28 protein-coding genes are annotated in these 24,318 nt (G+C 70.7%); 15 read left to right on the forward strand and 13 right to left on the reverse strand.

Going from position 1 to position 24,318, the window contains the following annotated elements; translation table 11 throughout:
* Positions 1-37 precede the first annotated feature (37 nt).
* The 6 genes from ACWGUG_RS07570 to lnt all read left to right on the forward strand — a co-directional run bounded on the left by ACWGUG_RS07570 (position 38) and on the right by lnt (position 7,257).
* A complete protein-coding gene (locus ACWGUG_RS07570) occupies positions 38-1,030 on the forward strand; it encodes a helix-turn-helix transcriptional regulator (RefSeq protein ID WP_336397917.1) in 993 nt (330 codons plus the stop codon).
* Positions 1,027-1,989: a helix-turn-helix transcriptional regulator gene (locus tag ACWGUG_RS07575; RefSeq protein WP_452324339.1), complete on the forward strand. Its 963-nt coding sequence runs from the start codon at positions 1,027-1,029 to the stop codon at positions 1,987-1,989. Before ACWGUG_RS07570 ends, ACWGUG_RS07575 begins: the two co-directional genes overlap by 4 nt.
* A 72-nt stretch (positions 1,990-2,061) precedes the next feature.
* Entirely contained in the window at positions 2,062-2,322 is a 261-nt protein-coding gene (gene tatA, locus ACWGUG_RS07580) for a Sec-independent protein translocase subunit TatA (protein ID WP_336397919.1), read from the forward strand.
* A 66-nt stretch (positions 2,323-2,388) separates the two neighbouring features.
* Positions 2,389-3,147: a twin-arginine translocase subunit TatC gene (gene tatC, locus ACWGUG_RS07585; RefSeq protein WP_336398058.1), complete on the forward strand. Its 759-nt coding sequence runs from the start codon at positions 2,389-2,391 to the stop codon at positions 3,145-3,147.
* Complete coding sequence (locus tag ACWGUG_RS07590; RefSeq protein WP_336397920.1) at positions 3,144-5,642, forward strand: DEAD/DEAH box helicase; 2,499 nt, start codon at positions 3,144-3,146, stop codon at positions 5,640-5,642. Before tatC ends, ACWGUG_RS07590 begins: the two co-directional genes overlap by 4 nt.
* A 58-nt stretch (positions 5,643-5,700) precedes the next feature.
* Positions 5,701-7,257: an apolipoprotein N-acyltransferase gene (lnt, locus tag ACWGUG_RS07595; protein ID WP_452324340.1), complete on the forward strand. Its 1,557-nt coding sequence runs from the start codon at positions 5,701-5,703 to the stop codon at positions 7,255-7,257.
* A gap of 23 nt (positions 7,258-7,280) precedes the next feature.
* On the opposite strand, the gene ACWGUG_RS07600 is transcribed toward lnt, so the two are convergent.
* From ACWGUG_RS07600 to ACWGUG_RS07615, 4 genes are all read right to left on the reverse strand, one after another.
* Positions 7,281-7,661, reverse strand: a complete 381-nt coding sequence (locus ACWGUG_RS07600; RefSeq protein WP_336397922.1) for an RNA polymerase-binding protein RbpA — start codon at positions 7,659-7,661, stop codon at positions 7,281-7,283.
* A 126-nt stretch (positions 7,662-7,787) separates the two neighbouring features.
* Positions 7,788-8,564 carry a glycerophosphodiester phosphodiesterase family protein gene (locus tag ACWGUG_RS07605; RefSeq protein WP_452324341.1) on the reverse strand — a complete coding sequence of 259 codons (777 nt, stop codon included), beginning with the start codon at positions 8,562-8,564 and terminating at the stop codon, positions 7,788-7,790.
* Positions 8,561-9,544: an SPFH domain-containing protein gene (locus ACWGUG_RS07610; protein ID WP_336397924.1), complete on the reverse strand. Its 984-nt coding sequence runs from the start codon at positions 9,542-9,544 to the stop codon at positions 8,561-8,563. Before ACWGUG_RS07610 ends, ACWGUG_RS07605 begins: the two co-directional genes overlap by 4 nt.
* Positions 9,541-10,035 (reverse strand): NfeD family protein, encoded by a 495-nt coding sequence (locus tag ACWGUG_RS07615; RefSeq protein ID WP_452324342.1) that lies wholly within the window; start codon positions 10,033-10,035, stop codon positions 9,541-9,543. The genes ACWGUG_RS07610 and ACWGUG_RS07615 overlap by 4 nt, the downstream gene beginning before the upstream one ends.
* A gap of 44 nt (positions 10,036-10,079) precedes the next feature.
* Here ACWGUG_RS07615 and ACWGUG_RS07620 point away from each other — a divergent pair, with 44 nt between their 5' ends.
* On the forward strand, positions 10,080-10,853 hold the full coding sequence (locus ACWGUG_RS07620; protein ID WP_452324343.1) for an SDR family oxidoreductase: 774 nt from the start codon (positions 10,080-10,082) through the stop codon (positions 10,851-10,853).
* Between the two features lie 3 nt (positions 10,854-10,856).
* Positions 10,857-12,833 carry a S9 family peptidase gene (locus ACWGUG_RS07625; protein WP_452324344.1) on the forward strand — a complete coding sequence of 659 codons (1,977 nt, stop codon included), beginning with the start codon at positions 10,857-10,859 and terminating at the stop codon, positions 12,831-12,833.
* A gap of 57 nt (positions 12,834-12,890) precedes the next feature.
* On the opposite strand, the gene ACWGUG_RS07630 is transcribed toward ACWGUG_RS07625, so the two are convergent.
* Positions 12,891-13,448, reverse strand: a complete 558-nt coding sequence (locus ACWGUG_RS07630; protein WP_336397928.1) for an HdeD family acid-resistance protein — start codon at positions 13,446-13,448, stop codon at positions 12,891-12,893.
* Positions 13,449-13,632: 184 nt separating this feature from the next.
* Between ACWGUG_RS07630 and ACWGUG_RS07635 the strand changes: the two genes are divergently transcribed.
* The 3 genes from ACWGUG_RS07635 to ACWGUG_RS07645 are packed head-to-tail and all read left to right on the forward strand — an operon-like array spanning position 13,633 to position 15,217.
* Positions 13,633-14,226 (forward strand): sulfite oxidase-like oxidoreductase, encoded by a 594-nt coding sequence (locus ACWGUG_RS07635; RefSeq protein WP_452324345.1) that lies wholly within the window; start codon positions 13,633-13,635, stop codon positions 14,224-14,226.
* Positions 14,223-14,948 (forward strand): ferredoxin reductase, encoded by a 726-nt coding sequence (locus ACWGUG_RS07640; RefSeq protein WP_452324346.1) that lies wholly within the window; start codon positions 14,223-14,225, stop codon positions 14,946-14,948. The genes ACWGUG_RS07635 and ACWGUG_RS07640 overlap by 4 nt, the downstream gene beginning before the upstream one ends.
* On the forward strand, positions 14,945-15,217 hold the full coding sequence (locus ACWGUG_RS07645; protein ID WP_336397930.1) for a DUF6510 family protein: 273 nt from the start codon (positions 14,945-14,947) through the stop codon (positions 15,215-15,217). Before ACWGUG_RS07640 ends, ACWGUG_RS07645 begins: the two co-directional genes overlap by 4 nt.
* A gap of 11 nt (positions 15,218-15,228) precedes the next feature.
* On the opposite strand, the gene ACWGUG_RS07650 is transcribed toward ACWGUG_RS07645, so the two are convergent.
* Entirely contained in the window at positions 15,229-16,149 is a 921-nt protein-coding gene (locus ACWGUG_RS07650; protein WP_336397931.1) for an AEC family transporter, read from the reverse strand.
* 88 nt (positions 16,150-16,237) lie between these two features.
* On the opposite strand from ACWGUG_RS07650, the gene ACWGUG_RS07655 reads away from it, so the two are divergent.
* A complete protein-coding gene (locus ACWGUG_RS07655; RefSeq protein ID WP_336397932.1) occupies positions 16,238-16,687 on the forward strand; it encodes a pyridoxamine 5'-phosphate oxidase family protein in 450 nt (149 codons plus the stop codon).
* A gap of 285 nt (positions 16,688-16,972) precedes the next feature.
* Here ACWGUG_RS07655 and ACWGUG_RS07660 read toward each other — a convergent pair whose 3' ends face one another.
* On the reverse strand, positions 16,973-17,683 hold the full coding sequence (locus tag ACWGUG_RS07660; protein WP_452324347.1) for a nitroreductase family deazaflavin-dependent oxidoreductase: 711 nt from the start codon (positions 17,681-17,683) through the stop codon (positions 16,973-16,975).
* 82 nt (positions 17,684-17,765) lie between these two features.
* Positions 17,766-17,993: a hypothetical protein gene (locus ACWGUG_RS07665; protein ID WP_336397936.1), complete on the reverse strand. Its 228-nt coding sequence runs from the start codon at positions 17,991-17,993 to the stop codon at positions 17,766-17,768.
* Between the two features lie 207 nt (positions 17,994-18,200).
* On the opposite strand from ACWGUG_RS07665, the gene ACWGUG_RS07670 reads away from it, so the two are divergent.
* Positions 18,201-18,719 carry a hypothetical protein gene (locus tag ACWGUG_RS07670; protein ID WP_452324348.1) on the forward strand — a complete coding sequence of 173 codons (519 nt, stop codon included), beginning with the start codon at positions 18,201-18,203 and terminating at the stop codon, positions 18,717-18,719.
* Between the two features lie 108 nt (positions 18,720-18,827).
* Here ACWGUG_RS07670 and ACWGUG_RS07675 read toward each other — a convergent pair whose 3' ends face one another.
* Positions 18,828-19,091 (reverse strand): DUF6458 family protein, encoded by a 264-nt coding sequence (locus ACWGUG_RS07675; RefSeq protein ID WP_336397938.1) that lies wholly within the window; start codon positions 19,089-19,091, stop codon positions 18,828-18,830.
* A gap of 211 nt (positions 19,092-19,302) precedes the next feature.
* Between ACWGUG_RS07675 and ACWGUG_RS07680 the strand changes: the two genes are divergently transcribed.
* On the forward strand, positions 19,303-20,601 hold the full coding sequence (locus ACWGUG_RS07680; RefSeq protein ID WP_452324531.1) for an MFS transporter: 1,299 nt from the start codon (positions 19,303-19,305) through the stop codon (positions 20,599-20,601).
* A gap of 30 nt (positions 20,602-20,631) precedes the next feature.
* Here the strand turns inward: ACWGUG_RS07680 and ACWGUG_RS07685 are convergent, their stop codons facing one another.
* A complete protein-coding gene (locus ACWGUG_RS07685; protein ID WP_452324349.1) occupies positions 20,632-21,078 on the reverse strand; it encodes an SRPBCC family protein in 447 nt (148 codons plus the stop codon).
* On the reverse strand, positions 21,071-21,448 hold the full coding sequence (locus ACWGUG_RS07690) for an ArsR/SmtB family transcription factor (RefSeq protein ID WP_336397940.1): 378 nt from the start codon (positions 21,446-21,448) through the stop codon (positions 21,071-21,073). The genes ACWGUG_RS07685 and ACWGUG_RS07690 overlap by 8 nt, the downstream gene beginning before the upstream one ends.
* Positions 21,449-21,541: 93 nt before the next feature.
* Between ACWGUG_RS07690 and ACWGUG_RS07695 the strand changes: the two genes are divergently transcribed.
* Positions 21,542-22,111 (forward strand): dihydrofolate reductase family protein, encoded by a 570-nt coding sequence (locus ACWGUG_RS07695; RefSeq protein WP_452324350.1) that lies wholly within the window; start codon positions 21,542-21,544, stop codon positions 22,109-22,111.
* 35 nt (positions 22,112-22,146) lie between these two features.
* Here the strand turns inward: ACWGUG_RS07695 and ACWGUG_RS07700 are convergent, their stop codons facing one another.
* Positions 22,147-22,908, reverse strand: coding sequence for an SGNH/GDSL hydrolase family protein (locus tag ACWGUG_RS07700; protein WP_452324351.1), 762 nt, complete (start codon positions 22,906-22,908; stop codon positions 22,147-22,149).
* Between the two features lie 25 nt (positions 22,909-22,933).
* Positions 22,934-24,286, reverse strand: a complete 1,353-nt coding sequence (locus tag ACWGUG_RS07705) for an MFS transporter (protein ID WP_336397943.1) — start codon at positions 24,284-24,286, stop codon at positions 22,934-22,936.
* Positions 24,287-24,318: the final 32 nt, after the last annotated feature.

The raw sequence follows: 24,318 nt of genomic DNA on the forward strand, positions 1-24,318 counted from the left end.
TCGGCTGCGGCGGCGCGGCCGGCTCTAAGATGGGCGGGTGCCTGCCGTCGCCGCCAAGATCCCGCCCGAGGAGCGCCTGGTCAACCTCGTGGTGGCCCTCATCGCGACTGATCAGGGGCTGACCAAGGACACCATCCTCAGCTCGGTCGCCGGCTACCGCGAGCAGAGCGAGGCGGGGGCGTCGAAGGACGCGCTCGAGAAGATGTTCGAGCGCGACAAGGAGTCGCTGCGCGGCCTCGGGGTTCCGATCGAGACGATCGGGGACTGGGCCGACCCGGACGACCTGCGCGAGGCGCGGTACCGGGTGCCGACGGCGGAGTACGAGCTGCCCGAGGACATCGAGTTCACACCCGCGGAGCTGGCGCTGCTGACGCTCGCCGGCGGCGTGTGGAGCGAGAGCTCGATATCGGACGACGCCCGCAGCGGCCTGCGCAAGATCCGCGCGCTCGGCGACCTCGTCGACGAGCCCATCATCGGCTTCTCGCCGCGGCTCAGCATGCACGACCCGGCGTTCCTCCCGTTGCAGCAGGCGATCGAGCAGAGCCGCGTGGTCGGCTTCCCCTACCTGAAGCCGGGCGAGGGCGCGCCGCGCATGCGCCGCGTGCAGCCCCTGGCGCTCGTCGAGTACGAGGGGCGTTGGCACGTGTTCGGCATCGACCTCGACGTCAGCGCCGACCGCACCTTCCTCCTCTCCCGCATCGTGGGACCCGTCTCGGTCACCCGCGTCCCGTTCGATCCCGCGCTGCGCGAGGGCGCGGGGGAGCGGGCGCTGGCCGGGCTCGAGGAGGTCGCCGCCCGCAGCTCCGCCCTGCTGGAGGTGAACCCCGGCACCGAGGCGGCCCTCCGCCTCGCGCGCCGGGCACGGCCTGCGGAGCAGGGCATCCGCGTGCCGTACGTGGACGTGCACATCTTCGCCGACGAGCTGGCCTCCTACGGCCCGGAAGTGCGGGTGGTGGAGCCCGCCGACCTGCGCGACCGGGTGATCGACCGCCTTGCGGCCACCCGCGACCTGCACGGAGGCGCCTCATGACCGCCCGTCGGCCCCTCGTCGCGACGGACCGCGCGGCCCTCATGCTCCAGCTCGTGCCCTACCTCATGGGCAAGGGCGAGGTCTCGCTCGCCGAAGCGGCGGACGAGTTCGACGTCTCGCCCGAGCAGATGCGCTCGATGGTCGAGAAGCTCACCGTCATCGGTCTCCCCGGCGATCGGGGCTACTGGCAGATGGCCAACGACCTGTTCGACATCGACTGGGATCTTCTCGACGAGCGGGACCTCATCGTCATCACGAACTCCGTCGGACTCGAGCGGGCGCCCAAGCTCACCGCACGCGAGGCGGCGGCGCTGCTGGCCGGCCTCCAGCTCGCGCGCTCGATTCCGGGGATCGGCGACACCGAGCTCTACGCGGGCCTGCTCGCCAAGCTCGCCCGCGGCGCGTCGGGGACGCCCGCCGAGGTCATCCTCGCCCCCGAGCCCGTCGACACGGCGCGCGACCTCGTCGCCGATGCGCTGCGCCGCGGGGTGGCCGTCTCGTTCACCTACAAGGCGCCGGATGCCGCGCCCACCACGCGCACGGTGGATCCGGTGAAGGTCCACATCGCGAGCGGACAGTGGTACCTGCAGGGCTGGTGCCACCTGCGGGAGGCGATGCGCACCTTCCACCTGGATCGGGTGAGCGATCTCGAGCTGACGGACATCGCCAGCACGCACGCGGGCGACCAGGCCCCCGACTGGTTCGACACGGATGCCGGCGACGTGGTCGCCCGCGTCCGCTTCGCCGACGGCGTCGCACCGCTCCTGGGCGACTACCTCGATCGGGCGACGGTGGAGACGAGGGACGGCATGACGATCGCGACCATGCGCGTCGCCGACGAGCTGAGCCTGCGCAGGCTCGCGGCGCGGCGCGGCGGGCTCGTGGAGGTTCTGGAGCCCGCCGGAGCGCGCCGGGCGGTAGCCGAGTGGGCAGAGGCCGGTCTCGCGCAGTATCGCTGATCGGCCGCATCCTCCCGCCCCGGCATATTAGACTTAGGCCGATCCCCGCTGACGCGAACGACGGAGCAACTCATGTTGGGCAATCTGAACGGCTGGCACCTGCTGATCCTGCTCGTCGTCATCCTGCTGCTGTTCGGCGCGGCGAAGCTGCCGGCGCTCGCCAAGAGCATGGGGCAGTCCGCCCGCGTGTTCAAGGGCGAGATGAAGGCCATGAAGGAAGAGGACAAGACCGCCGACGCGTCGACGACGTCGACCGTCGCGGACTCCACGGTCGCGGATGCCACGACCCCCGCCACTCCCGCCACCGACAGCGCGCCCGACAAAAAGCCGTAGCGGATGGTGGCCGCAACCGGCTCCGCGCCGATCGACGGCCCGGAGCTGCCGAAGCGCGACAAGAGGATGTCGCTCGGCCAGCACCTGCTGGAGCTGCGCCGGCGCCTCGTCTTCGCGGCCATCGGCCTGCTCGTCGGCATGGTCGTGGCGTTCATCATCACCGACCCGATCATCCACTGGATCACCGAGCCGATCCGCATCATCTCCGAGAGACGCGGCGACGACTTCTCGGCTCTGAACTTCGGCACCGTCACGTCGTCCTTCGACCTGCGGATGCGGATCGCGTTCACGATCGGGCTCTTCCTGTCTGCGCCGATCTGGCTGTGGCAGATCTGGGCGTTCATCATGCCGGGTCTCACCCGCAAAGAGATCAAGTACACGATCGGCTTCGTCGCCGCGGCCGTGCCGCTGTTCTTCATCGGCTGCTGGGTGGGCCTGCTCATCGTGCCGCACGTCATCGAGCTCATGTGGAGCTTCACGCCCGAGGGCGCCGTGAACTTCTACGCCGCCGCGGAGTACTACGACTTCGTGTTCAAGCTGATGATCGTCATCGGCGTCTCGTTCGTGCTGCCCGTCTTCCTCGTCGCCCTCAACATGGCGGGGATCATGTCCGGCCGGGCGATCGTGAAGGGATGGCGCGTCGCCGTCCTCATCGCCACCGCCTTCGCGGCGCTGGCCACGCCGGCCGCCGACGTGGTGAGCATGCTGATGCTGGCCGGCATCCTGGTCGTGCTGTTCTTCGCGGCCGCCGGCCTGTCGATGCTGTTCGACAGGCGCAAGGCCAAGCGCAACGCCGCCCTGCTCCCGCCGGAGCCGACTCCGTGACCGATCCGGGCCCCGCCGAGCGGTACGCGAGAGCACGCGAGTCCGCCCAGCTCGACCGGTCACATCCCCTCACGGCTGCCTTCGCCGCGGCACAGCGCTTCACCCTGGATCCGTTCCAGCTCGAGGGATGCCGCGCCCTCGAGGACGGCCGCAGCGTCCTCGTCGCGGCGCCCACCGGAGCGGGCAAGACGATCGTCGGCGAGTTCGCCGTGCACCTGGCGATGCGCGAGCCCGGGGACAAGGCCTTCTACACCACGCCGATGAAGGCGCTGTCGAACCAGAAGTTCCGCGAGCTGCAGGACGTCTACGGTCCGGACGAGGTGGGCCTGCTCACCGGCGACACGAACATCAACGGCAACGCACGGGTGGTCGTCATGACCACCGAGGTGCTGCGCAACATGCTGTACGCCGACTCACCCGCCCTCCGCGGCCTGCGTTACGTCGTCATGGACGAAGTGCACTACCTCGCCGACCGGTTCCGCGGCGCGGTGTGGGAGGAGGTCATCATCCACCTCGCGCCCAGCGTCCGGCTCGTGTCGCTGTCGGCGACCGTGTCCAACGCCGAGGAGTTCGGCGACTGGCTCGACACGGTCCGCGGCGACACCGAGGTGATCGTTTCCGAGACCCGCCCGGTGCCGCTGGAGCAGCACGTCCTGGTGCGCGGTGACCTGCTGCCGCTGTTCGACGACCGTGCCGGCATCGCGACGGCGCAGGTGAACCAGGAGCTCATGCGCATCCGGTCCTTCAAGGGCTCGAACTACGAGAACAACCGTCGCGCACAGGCGTCGAGCAGTGCCCGCCACGCCGGCTACGAGGCATCCCGCCGTCGTCCCCAGCGGGGCGGCAGACGGCCGGTGCGGTCGGCCAACGTGCAGCGCATCGAGCGGCTCGACCGGCCCGAGGTCGTCGAGCTGCTCTCGCGCTCCAACCTGCTGCCGGCGATCTTCTTCATCTTCAGCCGTGCAGGGTGCGACGGCGCCGTCCAGCAGGTGCGTCGTTCGGGGCTTCGGCTGACATCCCAGGAGGAGCGGCGCGAGATCCGCGCGGTCGTCGAGGAGCGCACGCGCACGCTCCTCGAGGAGGACCTGGCCGTCCTGGGCTACTGGGAGTGGCGCGACAACCTCGAACGCGGGGTCGCCGCCCATCATGCGGGCCTGTTGCCCGCGTTCAAGGAAGTGGTCGAGGAGCTCTTCCAGCGCAAGCTGGTGAAGGCCGTGTTCGCGACCGAGACGCTCGCCCTCGGCATCAACATGCCCGCACGGACCGTGGTGCTCGAGAAGCTCGAGAAGTTCAACGGCGAGGCGCGCGTGGCCATCACGTCGGGGGAGTACACGCAGCTCACCGGCCGCGCCGGCCGCCGCGGCATCGACGTCGAGGGCCATGCCGTCATCCAGTGGACGGAGGGCCTCGATCCCCAGGCGGTCGCGGCCCTCGCCTCTCGGCGCACCTACCCGCTCAACTCCAGCTTCCGGCCGACGTACAACATGGCCGTCAACCTCATCGACCAGTTCGGGCGCGCCAGGGCGCGCGAGATCCTCGAGTCGTCGTTCGCGCAGTTCCAGGCCGATCGCGCCGTGGTGGGCATCGCACGCGAGGTGCGCGAGCAGGAGGAATCTCTCGCCGGCTACCGCAGCGCCATGACGTGCGACCGGGGGGACTTCGCCGAGTACTCCGGCATCCGCCGCGAGCTCAGCGACTTGGAGAAGATCAACCGCAAGGACGCCGGCGCCTCGCGGCGAACCCGCGACGAGCGGCAGCGGCAGATCGCGAGCCTGCGCAGGCGCATGCAGCGGCATCCGTGCCATCAGTGCCCCGACCGCGAGCATCACGCGCGCTGGGCGGAGCGGTACTGGAAGCTCAAGCGCCAGATCGACAAGCTGCGCCGCCAGATCGATACCCGCACCGGCACGGTCGCGCGCATCTTCGACCGCGTCGTGGACGTCCTGGCCGCCCTGGAGTACGTCTCGCTGGACGAGGACGGCCGTACGACGCTGACCCCGTCGGGGCGGACGATGCGGCGCATCTACGGCGAGCGGGACCTCCTCGTGGCGGAGTCGCTGCGGCGCGACATCTGGAAGGACCTGGATGCCCCCTCGCTCGCCGCGCTCGCCTGCTCGCTGGTGTACGAGCCACGGCGCGACGATGCCGGGCCGGGCGAGCGCGGGCTTCCCCGGGGCGCCTTCCGCCCGGCATTCGAGGCGACGCTGACGCTGTGGCAAGAGCTCGACGATCTCGAGCAGGAGAACCGGCTGCCGGGCACGGAGCCGATCTCGGCCGGCCTCGCGCAGGCCATGCACACGTGGGCGCGCGGCGGGATGCTGGATCGGGTGCTGCTCGAGGCGGACATGGCCGCCGGCGACTTCGTGCGGTGGGCGAAGCAGACGATCGACCTTCTCGACCAGCTGTCCCTCGTGGCCGATCAGCCCGTCGCGGGCACCGCCCGCAAGGCGCTGGATGCGGTGCGCCGCGGCATCGTCGCGTACTCCGGCGTCTGAACTCGGGGATGACGGATGCCGCGCCTGTGGCGTCCGCGCGCTCGCTTAGGCTGATGGCGTGCCACCTGCCCCCGCGACACGCCCGCTGCTGCCGCTGTGGGCCGCGATCCCGGCCTCGGTGCTCGGCGGCGTGCTGCTGGACGTGTCGTTCCCGTCCGTCGGGTGGTGGCCCATGGCCTTCGCCGCGGTCGCGCTGGCGCTGGTCAGCCTCATCGGCAGGCGGGTCGGCAGTGCGCTCGTCGTCGGGATGGCGTTCGGGCTCGCGTTCTACCTGCTGAACGTGGACTTCACCGCCGAGTGGGTGGGACCCCTGCCGTGGATCGCGCTCTCGGTGCTCGAGGCCGCCTTCGTCGCCGGGGGTGCCGCGCTCATCGCGCTGGCGTACCGGTGGGTGCCGCGTGCGACGTCCCGGAGGGGGCGCGTGATGCTCACGTCGGCGCTCGTGGCGGGCCTGTGGACGGCGCGCGAGGCCGTCAACGGCGGGTTCCCGTACGGCGGCTTCCCGTGGGGTCGCGTGGGGACGTCCCAGGTGAGCGGCCCCTTCGCAGAGCTGGTCTCGTGGATCGGCACCGCGGGCGTGACCTTCATCGTGGTGGGACTGGTCGCGGTCGGCATCGAACTGGTGCGCGCCCCGCGCCGCGATCGCGGAAACGGCGTTCGCGGTCTCCTCCCCGTCGCCGTCCTCGCCGTCGTCGCGACGGCGCTCCTGCTGGTGCCGGCGTGGGCGACGACGCCCGCCGGCTCCCTCCGCGTCGCCGGCGTGCAGGGCAACGGGCCGGCGGGGTACTTCGACGACCGGCAGGCCGGGGATGTGCTCGAGTCGCAGTACGAGGCCACCCTCCCGCTCTTCGGCGCCGAGGACGTCGACGTCGTGCTGTGGCCCGAGGGCAGTGTGGACGTCGACCCGGACGGCTCACCGGCCGCGGCGGCGGCGTTGGACCGCGTCGTCCGCGAGGTCGGGGCGCCGCTCGTCGCGAACCGGATCGATCAGCGGGGCGACGAGTACTTCAACATGTCATTCCTGTGGCGGGACGGCATCGAGCAGACATACGACAAGCGCAACCCGGTCCCGTTCGGCGAGTACGTGCCGGATCGGGCGTTCTACGCGGCGATCGCTCCCGACCTCATCGGCATGATCGGCCGGGACTACACCCCCGGCACGACTCCGCCGGTGTTCGACATCGACGGGACCCTGGCGGGGCTCGCGATCTGCTTCGACGTCATCTACGACGCGCTGGTGTGGGAGGGTGCGCGCGAAGGGGCGCGCGTGTACCTCTTCCAGACGAACAACGCCGACTTCCGGGGGACCGACGAGAACCTGCAGCAGCTGGCGGTCGCGCGGCTGCGCGCGATCGAGACCGGCCGCTCCGTGGTGAACCTCTCGACCGTCGGAACCAGCCAGGTGATCGCGCCGGACGGGTCGACGATCGAGGGTCTGCCCGCAGACGAGCCCGGCCACATGCTCACCGACGTCCCGCTGCGCACCGGCCTGACGCCGGCGGTGATCGCGGGCGGCTGGGTGAACGCGCTGCTGTCATGGGGCAGCGTGGCGCTGCTGGCGGGCATCGGAGTCGTCGCGCGTCGGCGCCGGAACGCGAAAACGCCGGCCCCGTAGGGCCGGCGTCGCGCGGACGTGCGTCAGGCGCTGAGCTTGTCGGAGTTCGCCTGGTCTCCGCCGCGGCGGGCGCGGAGGTAGGCGAGGCGCTCCTCGAGGAGCTCCTCGAGCTCCGGGATGGTGCGACGCTCCAGCAGCATGTCCCAGTGGCTCCGCGGCGTCTTGTCGCCCGAGTGGTCGACGGTCGCGGTGCCCTCTCCGACGCGGAGGAGAGCCTCGGCGCCGCACGTGCGGCACTCCCAGGCCGGGGGGACCTCGGCGTCGGCCGCGAAGGTCAGGGTGGTGTCACGCCCGCAGGCGGTGCAGGTGTAGATGTGCTGTGCGCGCTCATGGAACACGACGCCCTCTTCGCTCTGTAGGCTCTGGGCGCCGAGTCGGATGCCGCGCAGACTGCGGTCTGCCATTGTGTGGTCCTCTCGTCGCTGTACAGGTATAACGAAACGACCTGTGCGGATCATCCGAAGGGGGGCTGTTCATCGACCTTTCACAGTGGATGCACAGGGGCGTCTGCCTGCCTTCGTCGGGGCGTGCTATCCGAGGACCTCGAGCGCGACGTCGGCCCGGTCGGTGACGATGCCGTCGACGCCCATCGTGACCAGCCGGCGCATCTCCTCGGGGTCGTTCACCGTCCACACGTGCACCTCGACCCCGTGCCGGTGGGCGGCGGCGATCAGGCGCGGCGTGACGACGCGCAGGCGTCCCTGCCGCTCGGGCACCTGCAGTGCGTCGACGCCGGCGAGGGCCCTGGCCAGCAGGCGATCCGAGCGGGCCGAGGCGGCCGCGAGCACCTTCGCGATCGTGCTCCTGCCGGCGGAGGTGGCAGGACGGATGCCGCGTCTCGCGGTCGCCGCGGCCTCCAGCGCCGCGGTCCGGCGCTGATCCGAGAAGCTCGTCACGAGCACCCGCCCGCCATGCGCCGCCACCGTCGCGCCGACGTCGGCCGCGGCATCCGCCGCCTTCACGTCGAGGTTGAACCGGAGGGTGGGGAAGGCGTCGAGCGCCTGTGCGAGCGTGACGAGGCCGCCGCGCCCGGTCATGAGCTGCTCCAGCTCGTGAACCGTGACGTCGGCGATCTTCCGCGGATCGCCGGTCACGCGCGACAGGTCGTCGTCGTGGAACAGCACGACGACACCGTCGGCGGTGCGATGGCAGTCCGATTCGACGTACCGGATCCCGGCGGAGTGGGCGTGGGCGACGGCGGCGAACGAGTTCTCGACGATGCCGTCGCGGGCATCGGACGAGGTCACCAGTCCGCGGTGGGCGAGCACCCGGGGTCGGGCGACGCCCTGGAACCAGGGGTGGGTCACGGAGCCGGAGGGGCGCCCGGCGTGGTGTGGCCGCCGAGGGCGGGACCCGAGGACTGCGCACGGCCGCGGGCCGAGGCATCCGTCACCGCACCGGCGAAGGAGCCGCTCAGCCCCTTGAGGGCATCGGTGAACTCGCTCGGGATGATCCACAGCTTGCTCGAGGCGCTGTCGGCGATCTTCGGCAGCGTCTGCAGGTACTGGTAGGCCAGCAGCTTGTCGTCGGGGTTGCCGGAGTGGATGGCGTCGAAGACCGTCTGGATCGCCTCGGCCTCGCCCTGCGCGCGCAGGACCGCCGCCTGCTTGTCGCCCTCGGCCTTGAGGATCTCGGCCTGCCGGCGGCCCTCGGCCTCGAGGATCTGGGACTGCTTCGAGCCCTCGGCGGTGAGGATCGTCGCGCGGCGCTCCCGCTCGGCGCGCATCTGCTTCTCCATCGAGTCCTGGATCGAGTGCGGCGGGTCGATGGCCTTCAGCTCGACACGGGAGACGCGGATGCCCCACTTGCCGGTCGCCTCGTCGAGCACCACGCGCAGCTGTCCGTTGATGTTGTCGCGGCTGGTGAGCGCTTCTTCGAGGTTGAGCCCGCCGACGACGTTGCGCAGGGTGGTCGTCGTCAGCTGCTCGACGGCGCCGAGATAGTTCGCGATCTCGTACGTCGCGGCGCGGGCGTCGGTGACCTGGAAGTAGACCACGGTGTCGATGGACACCACCAGGTTGTCCTCGGTGATCACGGGCTGCGGCGGGAACGACACGACCTGCTCGCGCATGTCGATGAGCGGACGCAGCCGGTCGATGAACGGCACCAGGAGGTTCAGGCCGGGCATGAGGGTCTTGTGGTACCGGCCCAGGCGCTCGACGATCCCGGCGTTGGCCTGCGGGATGATCCGGATCGACCGGACGATCACGACCAGCACGAAGATGAAGACCGCGATCGCGAGGAGCCAGCCGATCGCGGCGGGGACGGCCGCGGCGAAGTCGTTCATGCGTAGGGGTCTTCCTGAGCGGGGGCGAGAGGTTCGGGGGAGTCGGAGCGGACGACCGCGGTGGCGCCGTCGATGCGGCTGACGCGGACCCGCGTGCCCGGGTCGAGATCGCCCGCCTCGGTGCGCGCGGTCCAGACGTCGCCGTTCGCGAGCTTCACCTGGCCGCCGTGGGCGCCGACCGACGAGACGACGGTGCCGCCGATGCCGATGAGGGCGTCGACGTTGGACGGCGTGGGGTCCTCGCCGCGTCGCAGGCGCCGCAGCAGCGGAGGCCGCAGGAGCAGCACGAGGACGGCGGCGATGCCGGCGGCGATGATGACCTGGAGCCAGATCGGTGCTCCGAGGATGTCGGCCACCAGCCCTGCCAGGCCGCCGATGCCGAGCATCAGGAAGGTGAAATCGAGCGTGAGCATCTCGATGACGAGGAAGACGAGGATCAAGACGAGCCAGCCGATCCACGCCCACTGCTCGACGGTCTGGATGAGCTCCACGGTGCGCCTCCTCTTGCCTCGAACCTAGCAGGTAGGGTCGCTGTGTGACTGAGACACCCACCCCGATTCCCGCCGGTGCCCTGAGCGGCAGGACCGCGCTCGTGACCGGCTCGTCGCGCGGCATCGGCGCCGACACCGCGCGGTACCTCGCGCAGGGCGGCGCGAACGTCGTCATCAACTACCGCAACAAGGCCCCGCGGGCCGAGAAGCTCGCGACGGAGCTGCGCGAGCTCGGCGTCGAGGTGCTCGTCGTGGGCGCCGACCTGACCGACGCGGAGTCGGTGCAGGCGATGTTCGACGAGGTCGCCGCCGCGTTCGGAGGCCTCGACATCCTCGTGCTCAACGCATCGGGCGGCATGGAGTCCGGCATGGCAGAGGACTACGCCCTGAAGCTCAACCGGGACGCGCAGGTGCGCGTGCTCGAGACCGCGCTGCCGGTGCTGCGCGAAGGCTCGCGGGTGGTCTTCGTCACCAGCCACCAGGCGCACTTCATCCGCACCACGCCGACGATGCCCGAGTACGAGCCCGTCGCGCTGTCCAAGCGGGCCGGCGAGGACGCCCTGCGCGAGCGCATCCCTGCCCTCACGGAACGCGGGGTGGAGTTCGTCGTCGTCTCCGGCGACATGATCGAGGGCACCATCACGGCCACGCTGCTCGAACGGGCCAACCCCGGCGCCATCGCGGCGCGCCGCGAGGACGCGGGCAAGCTCTACAACGTGTCGGAGTTCGCCGCCGAGGTCGCCGCCGCGGCCGTCGAGCCGGTGCCGTCAGGCAACACGCGTCTCATCGGCGACACGTCGTCGTTCGCGGGGGAGTGATCGGTGAAGGCTCGCGACATCGAGACCCTCATCTCGGTCGGGCGTCCGGATGTCGCCGCTGACGGCTCCTTCGCCGTCTTCGCGACCTCGCGGCCCGACCTCGACGCCAACCGGACCGTCGGCCAGGTGTGGCGCGTCGAGCTGCCGGGCGGCACACCGCGTCGGCTGACCCGGGGCACCGCCGACACCGCGCCCCGGCTCTCGCCGGACGGCTCTCAGCTGGCGTTCCTGCGCGCGGACGGCGCGCGCAAGCCGCAGGTGCACGTCGTCGCAGCGAGCGGCGGGGAGCCCGTGCAGGCGACCGACGCCCCTCTCGGGGTGGAGCAGTTCGCGTGGTCGCCGGACGGCGCCACGATCGCGTTCCTCGCGCGCGTGCCCGAGAAGGGGCGGTACGGGAGCGTCGAGGGTCTGGAGCCCCACGCCGAGGCGCCGCGCCGGATCACCGGCGTCCGCTGGCACGCGAACGGCCTGGGCTACGCCGCCGACCGCCCCGCGCACCTGTTCGTGGTCGCGGCGCCGCAGCCCGACAGCGAGCCGTTCTACGAGCTTGCGGCAGCCGTGCGCGCCGACGACGCCGAGCCTGTCCGCAAGCGGGTCCTCGCGGCCGAGGCGCGGGTGCTCACCTCGGGGCCGACGTCGCACAGCAGGATCGTGTTCACGGCGGACGGCCGCGAGCTGCTCACGGTGCCCGATGAGATCGAGACGGAGCGCCGCGATCTGCGCAGCCGTCTCGTCGCCGTAGCGCTCGACGGATCGGGCGTCCGCGAGGTGCTCGGCGCAGACGCAGGGCTCTCGGTGCTCGACGTCGCGGTCGCCGGAGACGGCGCCATCGGCATCCTCGCCCACGAGGTCGGCGATGGTCTCGACTTCGTCGCCCCCGGCGTCGGGGTCTTCCTCCTCGAGGACACCGGTCCGCGGCGCCTCACCGACGCGGAGACGATCCACCTCGGCGAAGGGCATCTCACCGCCGTCGACGCCGACTTCCTCGCCCAGGACACCACGCGCGGCCGCGTCCGGCTGCTGCGCATCTCCCGCGAGGGGGTCATCGCCGAGGTGCTCGGCGGCGACGTCGAGGTCGGCGGGCACGCCGCCGTCGGCGGCCAGGTGGTCGCTGCGGTGTCGCGGCCCGATTCCTTCGGTGAGCTGGTGCTCGTCGGCGACGAGCCGCGGACGCTCACGGCATTCGGTGCAGCGGCCGCGGCATCCGGCATCGTCCTGCCCCGGGAGCTCACCGTGACCGGCCGCGACGGCTACCCCGTGCACGGCTGGGTGGCGACGCCCGAGGGCGAGGGTCCGTTCGCGGTGATCCTCCAGATCCACGGCGGGCCGTTCGCGGCGTACGGGGTGCACCTGTTCGACGAGACGCAGGTGCTCGTCGACGCCGGCTACGCGGTGGTCTACTGCAACCCCCGCGGCTCGGCGGGCTACGGGCGCGCGCACGGGCGAAGCATCCGTCAGCAGATGGGGACGGTGGACTTCGCCGACGTGATCGACTTCCTCGAGGGAGCGATCGCCGATGACGATCGCCTGGACGGCGGCCGCGTCGGCGTGCAGGGCGGCTCGTACGGCGGCTATCTCACGGCGTGGGTGATCGCGCACGACCACCGGTTCGCCGGGGCCATCGTCGAGCGCGGGTTCCTCGAGCCGGTCTCCTTCCAGGGCACGAGCGACATCGGGTCGTTCTTCGGCGACGAGTACGTCGGCGTCTCGCCCGACGACATCGCCCGGCAGAGCCCGATGGCGGTGGTCGGCCAGGTCACCACCCCGACGCTGGTGATGCATTCGGAGCTGGACTTCCGCTGCCCGCTCGAGCAGGCCACCCGCTACTACTCCGCGCTCAAGCGCCAGGGCACCGAGGCTGAGCTGCTGGTCTTCCCCGGTGAGGATCACGAGCTCACCCGCTCGGGTCAGCCGCGCCACCGGGTCGAGCGCTTCGACGCCGTGCTGGACTGGTGGCGGCGTCACCTGCCGGTGACCTGATCGTCGCGGACGGCCCCGGGAGCGATCGCTCCCGGGGCCGTCGTCGTCAGTGCCTGATCAGAGGTCGCCCTTGAAGGTGAAGGCGCGGACGATGTTGATGATGCCGAGCACGATCAGCGCGATCCCGAGCAGCCACCACAGCACGGCGGCGCCCCAGATGGGCGAGAAGAGCAGGATGATGCCCGCGATGATGCTCAGGATGGCGAAGATGACCGACCACACCTTGGATGCGGCGTCGCCGAGGGTGGACAGTGCGACGATGCCCTCGACGATCCACATGATGCCGACGAGGATGCCGAGGAACAGGGCGAGCCAGGCGGTGGCCTGTCCGAGGTTCAGCAGCGCGACGATGCCCGCGATGATGAACAGGATGCCGAGCACGATGTGCCCGACGCGCGCCCAACCGCCCTTGGTCTTGGAGAAGATCCCCAGACCGGCGTAGACGAGGCCGGCGGCGATCGCGTAGATCGCGATGATCGCGGTGACGACGGCGGCGGTCTTGCCCGGCCAGACCAGGACCAGGATGCCGACGATGACGGCGAGGACACCGCCGATCCCGAGCGCCGTGCGGATCCCGTTGACGGCCGACTTCTCGGCCTCGGATGCAGTGGACATGTGCGGCCTTTCTGAAAGTTTCCTGTACGTGGTGCGGCTAAAGCTTAGACCTCATGTCGAACTCCGGCGCAACATCGTTCGTGTGTCGTGACAGTGCTCGCCCCGCGGCAGCTCTCCGCGCTACCGTGAGCGTGCGTCGCCCCGCGATGGCGATGCGCCGGGCGAGCCGTCGGAGGGAGCTGGAATGGCCGTCATCTCGAGGGGCTTCGGCGCACGCCGTCGCGGGAGCGATCCGCGCCTTCCGCCGGGGCAGTATCTGACGGAGGACTTCCCGGTGCTGTCGGCCGGGCCGACACCGCGCGTCGACACGGGGGAGTGGCGCTTCGGCATCCGCGACGAGGCCGGCGGCGTGGTGTCCTGGACGTGGGAGGAGTTCCTGGCCCTCCCGATCGAGGATGTGCACACCGACATCCACTGCGTCACCCGCTGGTCCAAGCTCGGCACCTCGTGGCGGGGCGTCTCGCTCGACACGCTGCTCGAGGGCGTCGACACGGACGCCGGCTACGCGATGGCGCACTCGTATGGCGGGTACACCACGAACATCCCGCTCGACGAGCTGCGCGACGGCCGGGCGTGGGTCGCGTTCGAGTTCGAGGGTGAGCCGCTCGATCCGGAGCATGGGGGTCCGGCGCGTCTGCTGGTGCCCCATCTGTACTTCTGGAAGAGCGCGAAGTGGGTGCGCGGGCTGACGCTCATGGACGACGACGCGCCCGGCTTCTGGGAGCAGAACGGCTACAACATGCACGGCGACCCCTGGACCGAGGAGCGGTATTGGTGACGGTCGGGGACTGGCGTCCGGCCCGGGTCGTCGACGCCGTTCCGGTGACACGCTCGGCGCGGATCCTCCGGCTCGCGGTGCCCGGCTGGCCGGGGAGCGTGGCCGGCCAGCACGTCGACGTCCGCCTGACCGCCGAGGACGGCTATCAGGCCGAGCGCTCGTACTCGCTGGGGTCGTACGGCGCCTCGGACACCATCGAGCTGGCGGTCGACGAGATCCCCGACGGCGAGGTGTCGCCCTATCTGGTGCGCGATGTGCTCCCTGGCGACGAGCTCGAGGTGAAGGGACCGCTGGGCGGCTATTTCGTCTGGCGGCCCGGGGGAGAGGGGCTCGTGCAGCTGATCGCCGGCGGCTCGGGCATCGTGCCGCTGATGGCGATCGCGAGGGCGGCGACGGATGCCGGAGCCGTGGCATCCGTTCGCCTGCTGTACTCCGTGCGCCGTGCCGAGGACGCGATATATCGCGATGAGCTGGAGCGCGGCGCGACGGACGGGGGAGTGGCGGTCGCCTGGCGCTACACCCGCTCCGCGCCGCCCGGGTGGGGCGCGGCGGTGGGACGGGTCGACCTCGATGCGCTGCGCGAGTCGACGTGGGACCCTGGACGGGAGCCGATCGTGTACGTCTGCGGTCCGACGGGTTTCGTCGAGCACGTCGCCGACGCGCTGGTCGAGCTGGGCCATCCGCCGGCGCGGATCAGGACCGAGCGCTTCGGAGGTGCATGATGCGGGCGGATATCGCCACGAGCACCGTGGACGGCAACGCCGCCGCGGGGATGCTGTGGGACGTGTTCGGGGCCGACGTCACCGCGCTCATCGGTGTCTGCGGAGGGTGCGGCGCGGCCGCGCCGATGGCCGAGGCGATCGTGGAGCTCGACGAGACGGCCGCGATCGTGCGGTGCCGCGGATGCACGCACACCCTCATCACGGTGCTGCGCGACGAGCACGGCGCCAGAGTCGTGATCGGTGCGCTGCGCGAACTCGTGCGGGCGTAGCCGGCGACCGTTCACCCGAGCAGCAGCGTCACCAGGATCAGGACGGGGACGCACCCGATCGTGGTGAGGAACACCGTGTCGCGCGAGATGGTCTCGCCGACGTCGTATCGCTGCGAGTAGTTGAACACGTTCTGCGCGGTCGGGAGAGCGGCCAGCACCGTCACCACGAGCACGTCGTGGGCACTGAGGCCGAACACGAACTCCGCCACGGCCCACGCGACGATCGGCATCGCCACGAGCTTGAGCACGGTCGCCAGCACGATGTCCTGGCGGCGTCCGGACGGACCGAGGACACGCTGGCCGTGCAGCGAGATGCCGTACGCGATCAGGAGGATCGGGACGCAGGCGTTCGCGATGAGCACCGCCGGCTCCATGACGATCGGCGGTAGGTCGACCCCCAGCACCGACACGAGCGTGCCGAGCACCGATCCCACGACGATGGGGTTGGTGACCACGCGGGCGACGGCCCGCCAGAGCGAGGCGCGGGCGGTGGTGACGGCATCCAGGATCGCCATCGTGATGGGCGTGAACACCAGCAGCTGCATGAGGATCACGGGGGCGGGATACGCGGCGCTGCCCAGCAGGTACAGCGACAGCGGGATGCCGATGTTGTTGGAGTTCACCTGGCCGGCGCTCAGGGCGCCGATGACCGTCTCGCCGACCGAGCGCCGCCAGGCGAGGCGGGCGACCACGGCGTACACCAGGATCACGGCGACCGCGGCGATCGCGGACACCGGCAGCAGCGCCGAGAACAGCGTTCGCACGTCCGCCTGGGCGAGCACGACGAACAGCAGGAAGGGCGACAGCACGAAGAACGTCAGGCGCGCCAGCACCGGCCGGGCGTGCTCGCCGAGGAGGTCGATGCGTCCAAGGATCCACCCGACGAGGATCGCGACGCCCACCACGACGAACCCGGTGAGCGATTCCAGCACGCTCCGAGCTTAGGGACAACGTTCTGTCGCTCCGAATCGCTCGTCACGGTCTGTCAGACTGGCACCCGCCGAGACGAAGGAGCGATGGATGCCGCAGCCCCGCGACCGTGCCGCGCGCAAGGCCGACCTGCTCGCCGCGCTGACCGCTCCGGCCGCCGACGTCTGGGTGGCCACGGCGTCCGCGGACGCGACGCCGTATCTGGTGCCGCTGTCGCTCGCGTGGATCGACGAGCGCGCCGTCATCGCCCTCGAGGGCGCATCCGTGACGGCGCGGAACCTCGCCGCGTCGAACGTCGCACGGCTCGCCGTGGGGCCGACGCGTGACGTCGCGATCATCGACGTCGCGCTCGAGCGGTCGCTCGGCGTCGACGACGACGCGCGCATCGGCGCGGCGTACGCCGCGCAGGCCGACTGGGATCCGCGCGGACTGGCCGCCTACGTCTTCCTCGTGCTGCGTCCTGTCCGCATCCAGGCCTGGCGCGAGTCGAATGAGCTCGCAGGCCGCCTGCTGATGCGGGATGGCGAGTGGCTCGTCTGAGGCCGGCTCGCTGGTCGGCTGAGCGCCGATAATGCACATTATGTCAGATCGAAGATCGACCTCTTCGCGTCTGGTTCGAATTGGCCTCTCCCCTCGACCTGCTTTGGTTGGTGCCGGACGAGCCCACTCGTCGGTGCGTCGGCGATGGTCGCGGAGTGCGTCCATGTCGCTGTCAGGCGTGACGGCGATGTCACTGGCCATCTCGGCTCCGGCAGTTTCGAGCGTCACGGTGATCGCCGCATCTCCCCTTCGCGCCGTGGCCGCGGCCGGTGCCTCGGGATGCGGTCAGACGGCGGGCGCGGTAGCCGGAGTCAGCACGATGAGCGGACTGTGCGCGATCATCTCGTCGACATCGTCTCTGCGCCATCGGCGTGCGGCGGCCTCGATGAGCGGCCGTGCTTCGCGGGGATCGGTGATCACCCGCGCCGTGGCAGGAACGTCGGCCTCGATGTCTGTCTTCAGATGCACGATGACGTTGGGGTCTGCGGTGATGTTGTGTATCCAGTCCCTTGTGCGGTCTCGACGCGGCATCCCGGTGATGAACAGCACGCCGTCCTCGTCGTGCAGGAAGATCTCGATGCGGCGCGGTAGCCCGCTACGGCGACCGGTCGTCGTCAAGTCGATGAGCTGACTTCGGTGCAGAGCGGTGCTGACGTCGTTGTCCACACCTGGTGAAGCAATCTCGCTGCTGCACACATTCCACACGACCGGTGAGATATTCCGCGCGCAACGCTGATGGCCAACGTTCCCTGCAGCAAAGCCACGTGAGTCGGCACGGGCATTACAGGTCGTAACTGTGGGCGGAAATCTGCCATTCATCAGCGGGGCTCGCGCGTTCAGCCATATGTCCGGGCGGAAGCGTGGCCAGGGCGGCACCTCGTCGAGCGCACGGCGCGTGGCCTCGTCGAGGTCCGCGAGGTTCACCGGGTCGGACTTGTTCACCGGGTTCCGCCACAGCGTCGCCGACATGCTGACGGTCATCGCGTCGACGCCCACGCAATCCGCCAGCGTGCAATCGCTGCCCGTTCTCGAAGCTCGCTCTCGTGCGTTCGCGCGCCGGTCCTCCGCCGCGCGGGATTCAGCCGGACTCGTCGTTCGCTGCTGCTTCGATCCAGTCGACGGCTTCATCCGAGAGAAAGAAGCCGTCAGGTCCTGACTCGCCGACCCACCATGCGCTCGAGGTGACCGCGCCGCCTGCCGCCGCTATCTTGTTCAGCACTTCGGACGATACCGCTTCGCCGTTATGGGCAATGAGCCACGCCTTGGCGTCGGAGTCCACCTTCGCCCACCACTCGATGGTTTCCATGCGGCCACCATTGCACCGGATGAACCCGACCGAAAGCCGGTCCCTCCCCCGCGTCGGACGCCGACGCTCCAGCCGCTCCTCAGTCCTGCGACCCGCTGGCTTTGGAACACCTCGTCCCATTACGTTCGTCGTTATGAGTCTCGCCGCGGTCACGTTCAACGCCGCGAAATTCTGCAGATCAACCCTTAGCTGAACCGAGGAGTGGCATTGCCTGGTACGCGACCGCGGTTGACGACGGCCGGGGTGTTCGCGGTCGGCATCGTCGTGGCCGGCCTTCTGGCCGGTTGCTCCCAGACGAGCTCGGGCAGCCGGCACACGCTGTACGACAGCGTCGAATCGCTCGCGGCTGACAGTTCGTCGATCGTCGTGGGCACAGTGTCGACGCAGACGACGGAAGGCGATGCGACCATCTCCTCCGTCGAGGTCACCAACGCGCCCACGAACCCACAGCTGGGCGCCGCTCTCGTTGACCGCCCGGAGCCCGCCGCGGTGGGCGACACCGTCGAGGTTCGACAGGATCTTCCGCCGGTGCTCGGCCTGGGCGAGGAGTACTTGCTGTTCCTGACTCCGACGATGCTGCCCGGAGAGGCCGGCGGTCAGTACTTCGTCACCGGAGCAGTCGCAGGTCTCTACATCCGGCAGGACGACGAGTTCCGGCGGGTCGTTCCGGACAGCGGCGATACCCTTCCCGACACCATCACAGCCGTCGGCACCCCGGGCGGATAGCCGTTCTCGAGCGTCGCGGGCCCCCGGGCACAACGAGAGGTCGTCCCCGCGGAGGGCGGAGAGCACTGACCGCGGGCGCGCCGTAGCGCCCGCGGTCAGGTGTGTTGGTCAGAGTCCGGCGGCGTCGTCGGTGGAAGCCGTGCTCTGGCGCGTCACGCGCTCGTTCGCGACGGGGTCCACCGCGGTGCGCGTCACGGTGTCCGAGCGGCGGCGGCGCGCCATCAGGACGAGGCCGATGATGAAGATGACGGCTCCTGCGGCCATCAGGATGTAGCCGATCATGTCGAGGTTCACCCACTCGACCTCCACGTTCACCGCGAACGCGAGGATCGCTCCGATGGCGAAGAGGGCGATGCCAGCTCCGATACTCATGCGAGGTGTCCTTTCCGGGGCGCGGCGATGGGCCCTCCCCTGCTGTGGGACGAGTTGTCCCTCGACAACCGTGACGCAGTCGCCACCGCGCGAGGAGGGTCTTGACAAACGACGCGTGAGCACTCAAAGAGCCGCGGATGCCGGCGGCTACTGTGGAATCGTGCCCAGCCTCTCGCGTCCTCCCGCGGCGGGGCCCGGGCTGCGCGCGTGGGTGATCTGGACCGTCGGGGTGGCCGCCTATGTGCTCGCGATCACGAACCGGTCCTCCCTCAGCGCCGTCGGCGTCGATGCGGCCGCCCGGTTCGATGCCGACGCGGCGACGCTGTCGATGTTCGCGGTCGTCCAGCTGGCGGTGTACGGCGGGATGCAGATCCCCATCGGGGTGCTTCTGGACCGATACGGCGCTCGGCCCATCATGACGGTCGGCATGATCCTGATGGCGGTGGGGCAGCTCACCATGGCCCTCTCCCCCAGCGTCGGCGTCGCGATCCTCGCGCGGATGCTGCTGGGAGCCGGCGATGCGGCCATCTTCCCAGGAGTGCTGCGTCTCATCGCCACCTGGTTCCCCGCTCAGCGGGGACCGCTCATGGTGCAGTTCACCGGTATCGTCGGCCAGTCCGGGCAGCTCGTGTCGCTGGTGCCGCTGGCGGCCCTCCTCCACGCGACGAGCTGGACCATCACGTTCGGCAGCATCGCCGGGCTCGGCATCCTGTTCGCGGTGCTGGTGTTCCTGCTCATCCGCAACCATCCGCCCGACCGCAACGACGACGTGTCGGTGGACACCGACACCGGAGCGATCCGGGTCGTGACCTCCGCCGTCGACACCGGCGTCGGGATCCGCGCGGCGTGGGCGCACCCCGGCACGCGGCTGGCGTTCTGGTCCCACTTCACCACCCCGTTCGCCGGGACGGCTTTCGTCCTGCTGTGGGGAATGCCCTTCCTCACCGCCGGCGAGGGCCTCACCACCGCCCAGGCGGCCTCGGTCATGTCGCTCTACGTCGTGGTCGGCATGCTGCTCGGGCCGGTGATGGGCGAACTGTCCCGCCGCGTCCCGCATTTGCGGTCGCAGGCCCTCGTGCTGCCCACGGTCGCCGTCCAGGCGCTCGCGTGGCTCGCGGTCATCGCCCACCCCGGACCGGCGCCGCTGTGGCTGCTCCTGGTGCTCGCCGTCGCGCTCGCGACCGGCGGTCCCGCCTCGATGATCGCGTTCGACCACGCCCGCACCCACAACCCGTCGCACCGGCTCAGCACCGCGACAGGTGTGACGAACGCCGGCGGGTTCCTCGCGGCATTGATCGCCATCCTCCTCATCGGTCTCGCCCTCGACCTCCAGGGTGCCGGAACGCCCGACACCTACAGCTTGGACGCCTTCCGCATCGCGTTCCTGATGCAGGTGCCGCTGTGGCTGCTCGGAGCCGTGTTCATCGTGATCGAGCGCAAGCGCACCCGCATCCGGCTCGGCCTCGATCCGCCCCGCCGGCCACGCCGGCCCGGCGGGCCGCGCCGCTGACGCGGCATCCGGATCGACACCGCGGCGTGGTCACGCGGTCTGCAGGCGCTCCAGCACGCGCTCGATGTCGTCGACGAACGCGTTGTAGCCGGCGATCGTCGCCGCGACCTGCTCGTCGGTGAAGTCCGACCGGTCCTGGCGGATCGTGAGGACCGTGGCGCCGTCGCTCTCCTCCAGGTCGAACAGCACGGGCAGGCCTGCGTCGTCGCCGGGCTGATCGGTGAGCGTCATGGCCAGGTGCGACGGCGGCTCGACCACCCGGTACTCGCCCGCCCAATGGATGAGACCACCGTCCGGCAGATGCATGACGGCGCGGAAGGCCCCACCCGGTCGCACGTCCATGGTCAGCGTCTCCTGCGGGACCTCCACCGCCGCGGTGCCGAACCACACGGCGAAGTGCTCGGGCCTGGTGAGGGCCTCGAAGACGAGGTCGCGCGGCGCCTGCAGGGTGCGGGTCAGGGTGAAGTACTCAGTCATGGTCGTTCTCCTTCTCGGTGGATGCGACGGCCCTGCCGTCTGCGGCGCCCAGCTGCTGCAGGGCGTTGAGGTAGTGGTCGAGTGCGCCCAGACTGTCCTCCCAGAACCGCGCGTAACCGCCGATCCAGTCGGATGCCGCGGCCAGGGGTCGTGCATCGAGCCGCGCGGGCCGGTACTGGGCGTTACGGCCCCGCGTGACCAGGCCCGCCCCCTCGAGCACCCGGAGGTGCTTCGAGATCGCGGCGAACGTCATGTCGAACGGCTCTGCGAGCTCGCCCACCGTCGCCTCCCCGTCGGCGAGCCGCGCCAGGATGGCACGACGCGTGGGGTCGGCGAGAGCCGCGAACGTGCGGCTCAGGGTGTCGGCCACGGGACTCCTCCTTTGTTCAACCGATAGGTACAATACCGATCGGTTGAACAACCGTCAAGACCCGGTGTCGTACCCCCGCGATACCGTCACGACATGCCTCGCGTCATCTTCTACACTGCGACCACCCTCAACGGATTTCTGGCCGACGACGACGACTCGCTCGAGTGGCTGTTCGCCGCCCCGGGCGGCGAGGGCGGCGACGCCGACTTCCAGCGGTTCCTCGCGGGCATCGGCGTACTCGTGCAGGGGTCGTCGACCTACCGGTGGGTGCTCGAGCACGAGGACCTCGTCGCGCATCCGGAGAAATGGCCGGCGTACTACGGCGAGCGGCCCACGTGGGTCTTCACCACGCGGGAGCTGCCGGTGGTCCCGGGGGCAGACGTCCGCTTCGCGGCCGGAGACGTGCGTGACGCCTGGCCGCAGATCCGCGACGCCGCCGGCGACCGCGATGTGTGGGTCGTGGGAGGGGGCGACCTCGCAGGGCAGTTCGCCGATGCCGGGCTCCTCGACGAGATCCGCGTGTCCGTCGCGCCGGCCACGCTCCCATCGGGCAAGCCGCTCCTCCCCCGCCGCCTCGGCGCCGATCGGCTCGAGCTGATCTCCGCGCGCCAGGCCGGCGCCTTCGCCGAGCTCACCTACCGGCTGAAGGGCGAACCGGGCTGAGGGCTGCAGTCGGCCCGGTCGGGGGCCGGGCCGCGTCAGGCGGTTGAGGGGGCGAACGCGGTCCACTGAGCGAATTTGGCGGTCCGGCCGTCGCCCGACGAGGTTCCGGTGAGCCGGCGCCGCACCCAGGGCCCGACGTGGTCACGGTAATAGGCCGCTCCGCGCGCGCCGGCGCCCGGCAGCGGATCGAGCGACCACCATGAGGCGGGCACCTCGAGTCCGAGGGCGTCGAGCACGCGTGCCGCGACGCGGTGATGGCCGCGCGAGTTCATGTGGAGGCGGTCCTCCGACCAGTACGGCGGGCTCGCGAGCTCCTCGTCGAACCAGTTGTAGGCGCGGACGATGTCGGCGCGAGCCGACAGCCGGGCCTCGACCGCGTGCGAGAGCAGGTCCCCCCGGCGCTGGATGACGCGTCGCAGCGGCAGCTGGCGCGTCGGGTTCGCGCCCGACAGGACGATGAGCTGCACGCCCTCCTCGTCGCAGCGACGCAGGACGGTGTCGAACGCCTCCACGACCCGCGCCACGCTCGTGCGCGGGCGCAGCATGTCGTTGCCGCCCCCGTTGAACGACAGGTGCGTCGGCTTGAGAGCCAGAGCGGGTTCGAGCTGCTCCTCGACGATCGGCCACACGAGCTTGCCCCGGATGGCCAGATTGGCGTAGTCGATCGCCTCGCCGGCGGCATCCGCCCACCCCTGCGCCACGAGGTCCGCCCAGCCGCGCACGCGTCCGTCGGGAAGCTCGTCGCCCACGCCCTCGGTGAAGGAGTCGCCGATGGCGACGTATCGAACGGATGCCACGACCCCAGCCTACGACCGCCACCGGTCACCGGTCGTCGAGCGCCGCCCCCCGCCGGTCGACGAGGCCCCACGCCGCGGCGGCCGCGACGGCGAAGAACACCGCGAACACCACGAACAGCGTCGGCGCCCCGCCCGCCATCAGCAGCGGCGGCACGACGAGCGGCGCGACGATGGACGCGATGCGGCCGGCGCCGGCCGCCCAGCCCGTGCCGGTGGCGCGCAGCGACGTGGGGTACATCTCCGGGCTCACCGCGTAGAGCGCGCCCCACGCCCCGAGATTGAAGAACGACAGCGCCATGCCGGCCGCGATGATCACGCCCGGCGATCCGGCCGTGCCGAAGAAGACCGCCGATGCTGCGGAGCCGATGAGAAACACCGAGAGCGTCGCCCGCCGGCCCCAGACCTCGATCAGCCAGGCCGCGACGGCGTAGCCGGGCAGCTGCGCCAGCGTGATGATGAGCGTGAAGCCGAACGAGCGCACCAGGTCGTATCCCTGCGCGACGAGGATCGACGGGATCCAGATGAACGCGCCGTAGTACGAGAAGTTGACGCAGAACCACACCAGCCACAGGCACGCCGTGCGCACGCGGAACTCGGCCGACCACAGCGCACCGAGCCGCTCCCCGAGGGAGGTCGCCTTCGCCGGTGACGCGACAGGCCTGCCGGCGGCCGGAGCCGCCGTGACGCCCGCCGCCTCCTCGAAGGTGCGCACGACCGACTCCGCCTGCGTGAACCTCCCGCGCCGCTCCAGCCACCGCGCCGATTCCGGCAGCCCCCAGCGCACGACGAGCGCGTAGACGGCCGGGATGGCGCCCAGTGCGAACGCCCAGCGCCAGCCGTTCTCGGAGGACGGGATCACGAAGTAGCCGATCAGCGCGGCGAGCGTCCACCCGACGGCCCAGAACGCCTCCAGGATGACGATCAGGCGCCCGCGGATGCGCGCGGGAGCGAACTCGCTCACGTAGGTGCTGGCCACCGGGAGCTCGGCGCCGAGGCCGAGGCCGACGAGGAACCTCAGCACGAGCAGTGCCGCCAGCCCGCCGACGAGGGCGCTCGCGCCGGTCGCCACGCCGTAGACGAGCAGGGTCAGGGCGAACACCTGCCGCCGGCCGAAGCGGTCGGCCAGCAGGCCGCCGACGCTCGCGCCGATGGCCATGCCCACGAACCCGATCGACGCGATCCACGCGGTCTCGCTCGGCTGGAGGCTCCACTGCGCGGCGAGGGCCGCGATCACGAACGAGATGAGACCGACGTCCATCGCGTCCAGTGCCCAGCCGACCCCCGAGCCGGTGAGCACGCGCAGGTGCGCGCGGGTGAACGGCAGGCGGTCGAGACGCTGCGAGAGCGTCGACGACATACGGGTTCCGGCATCCGTCATAGCGTCATGCTACGGATGCCGCGCACCCGGCG

It is taken from the genome of Microbacterium sp. NPDC055455, assembly GCF_053619935.1.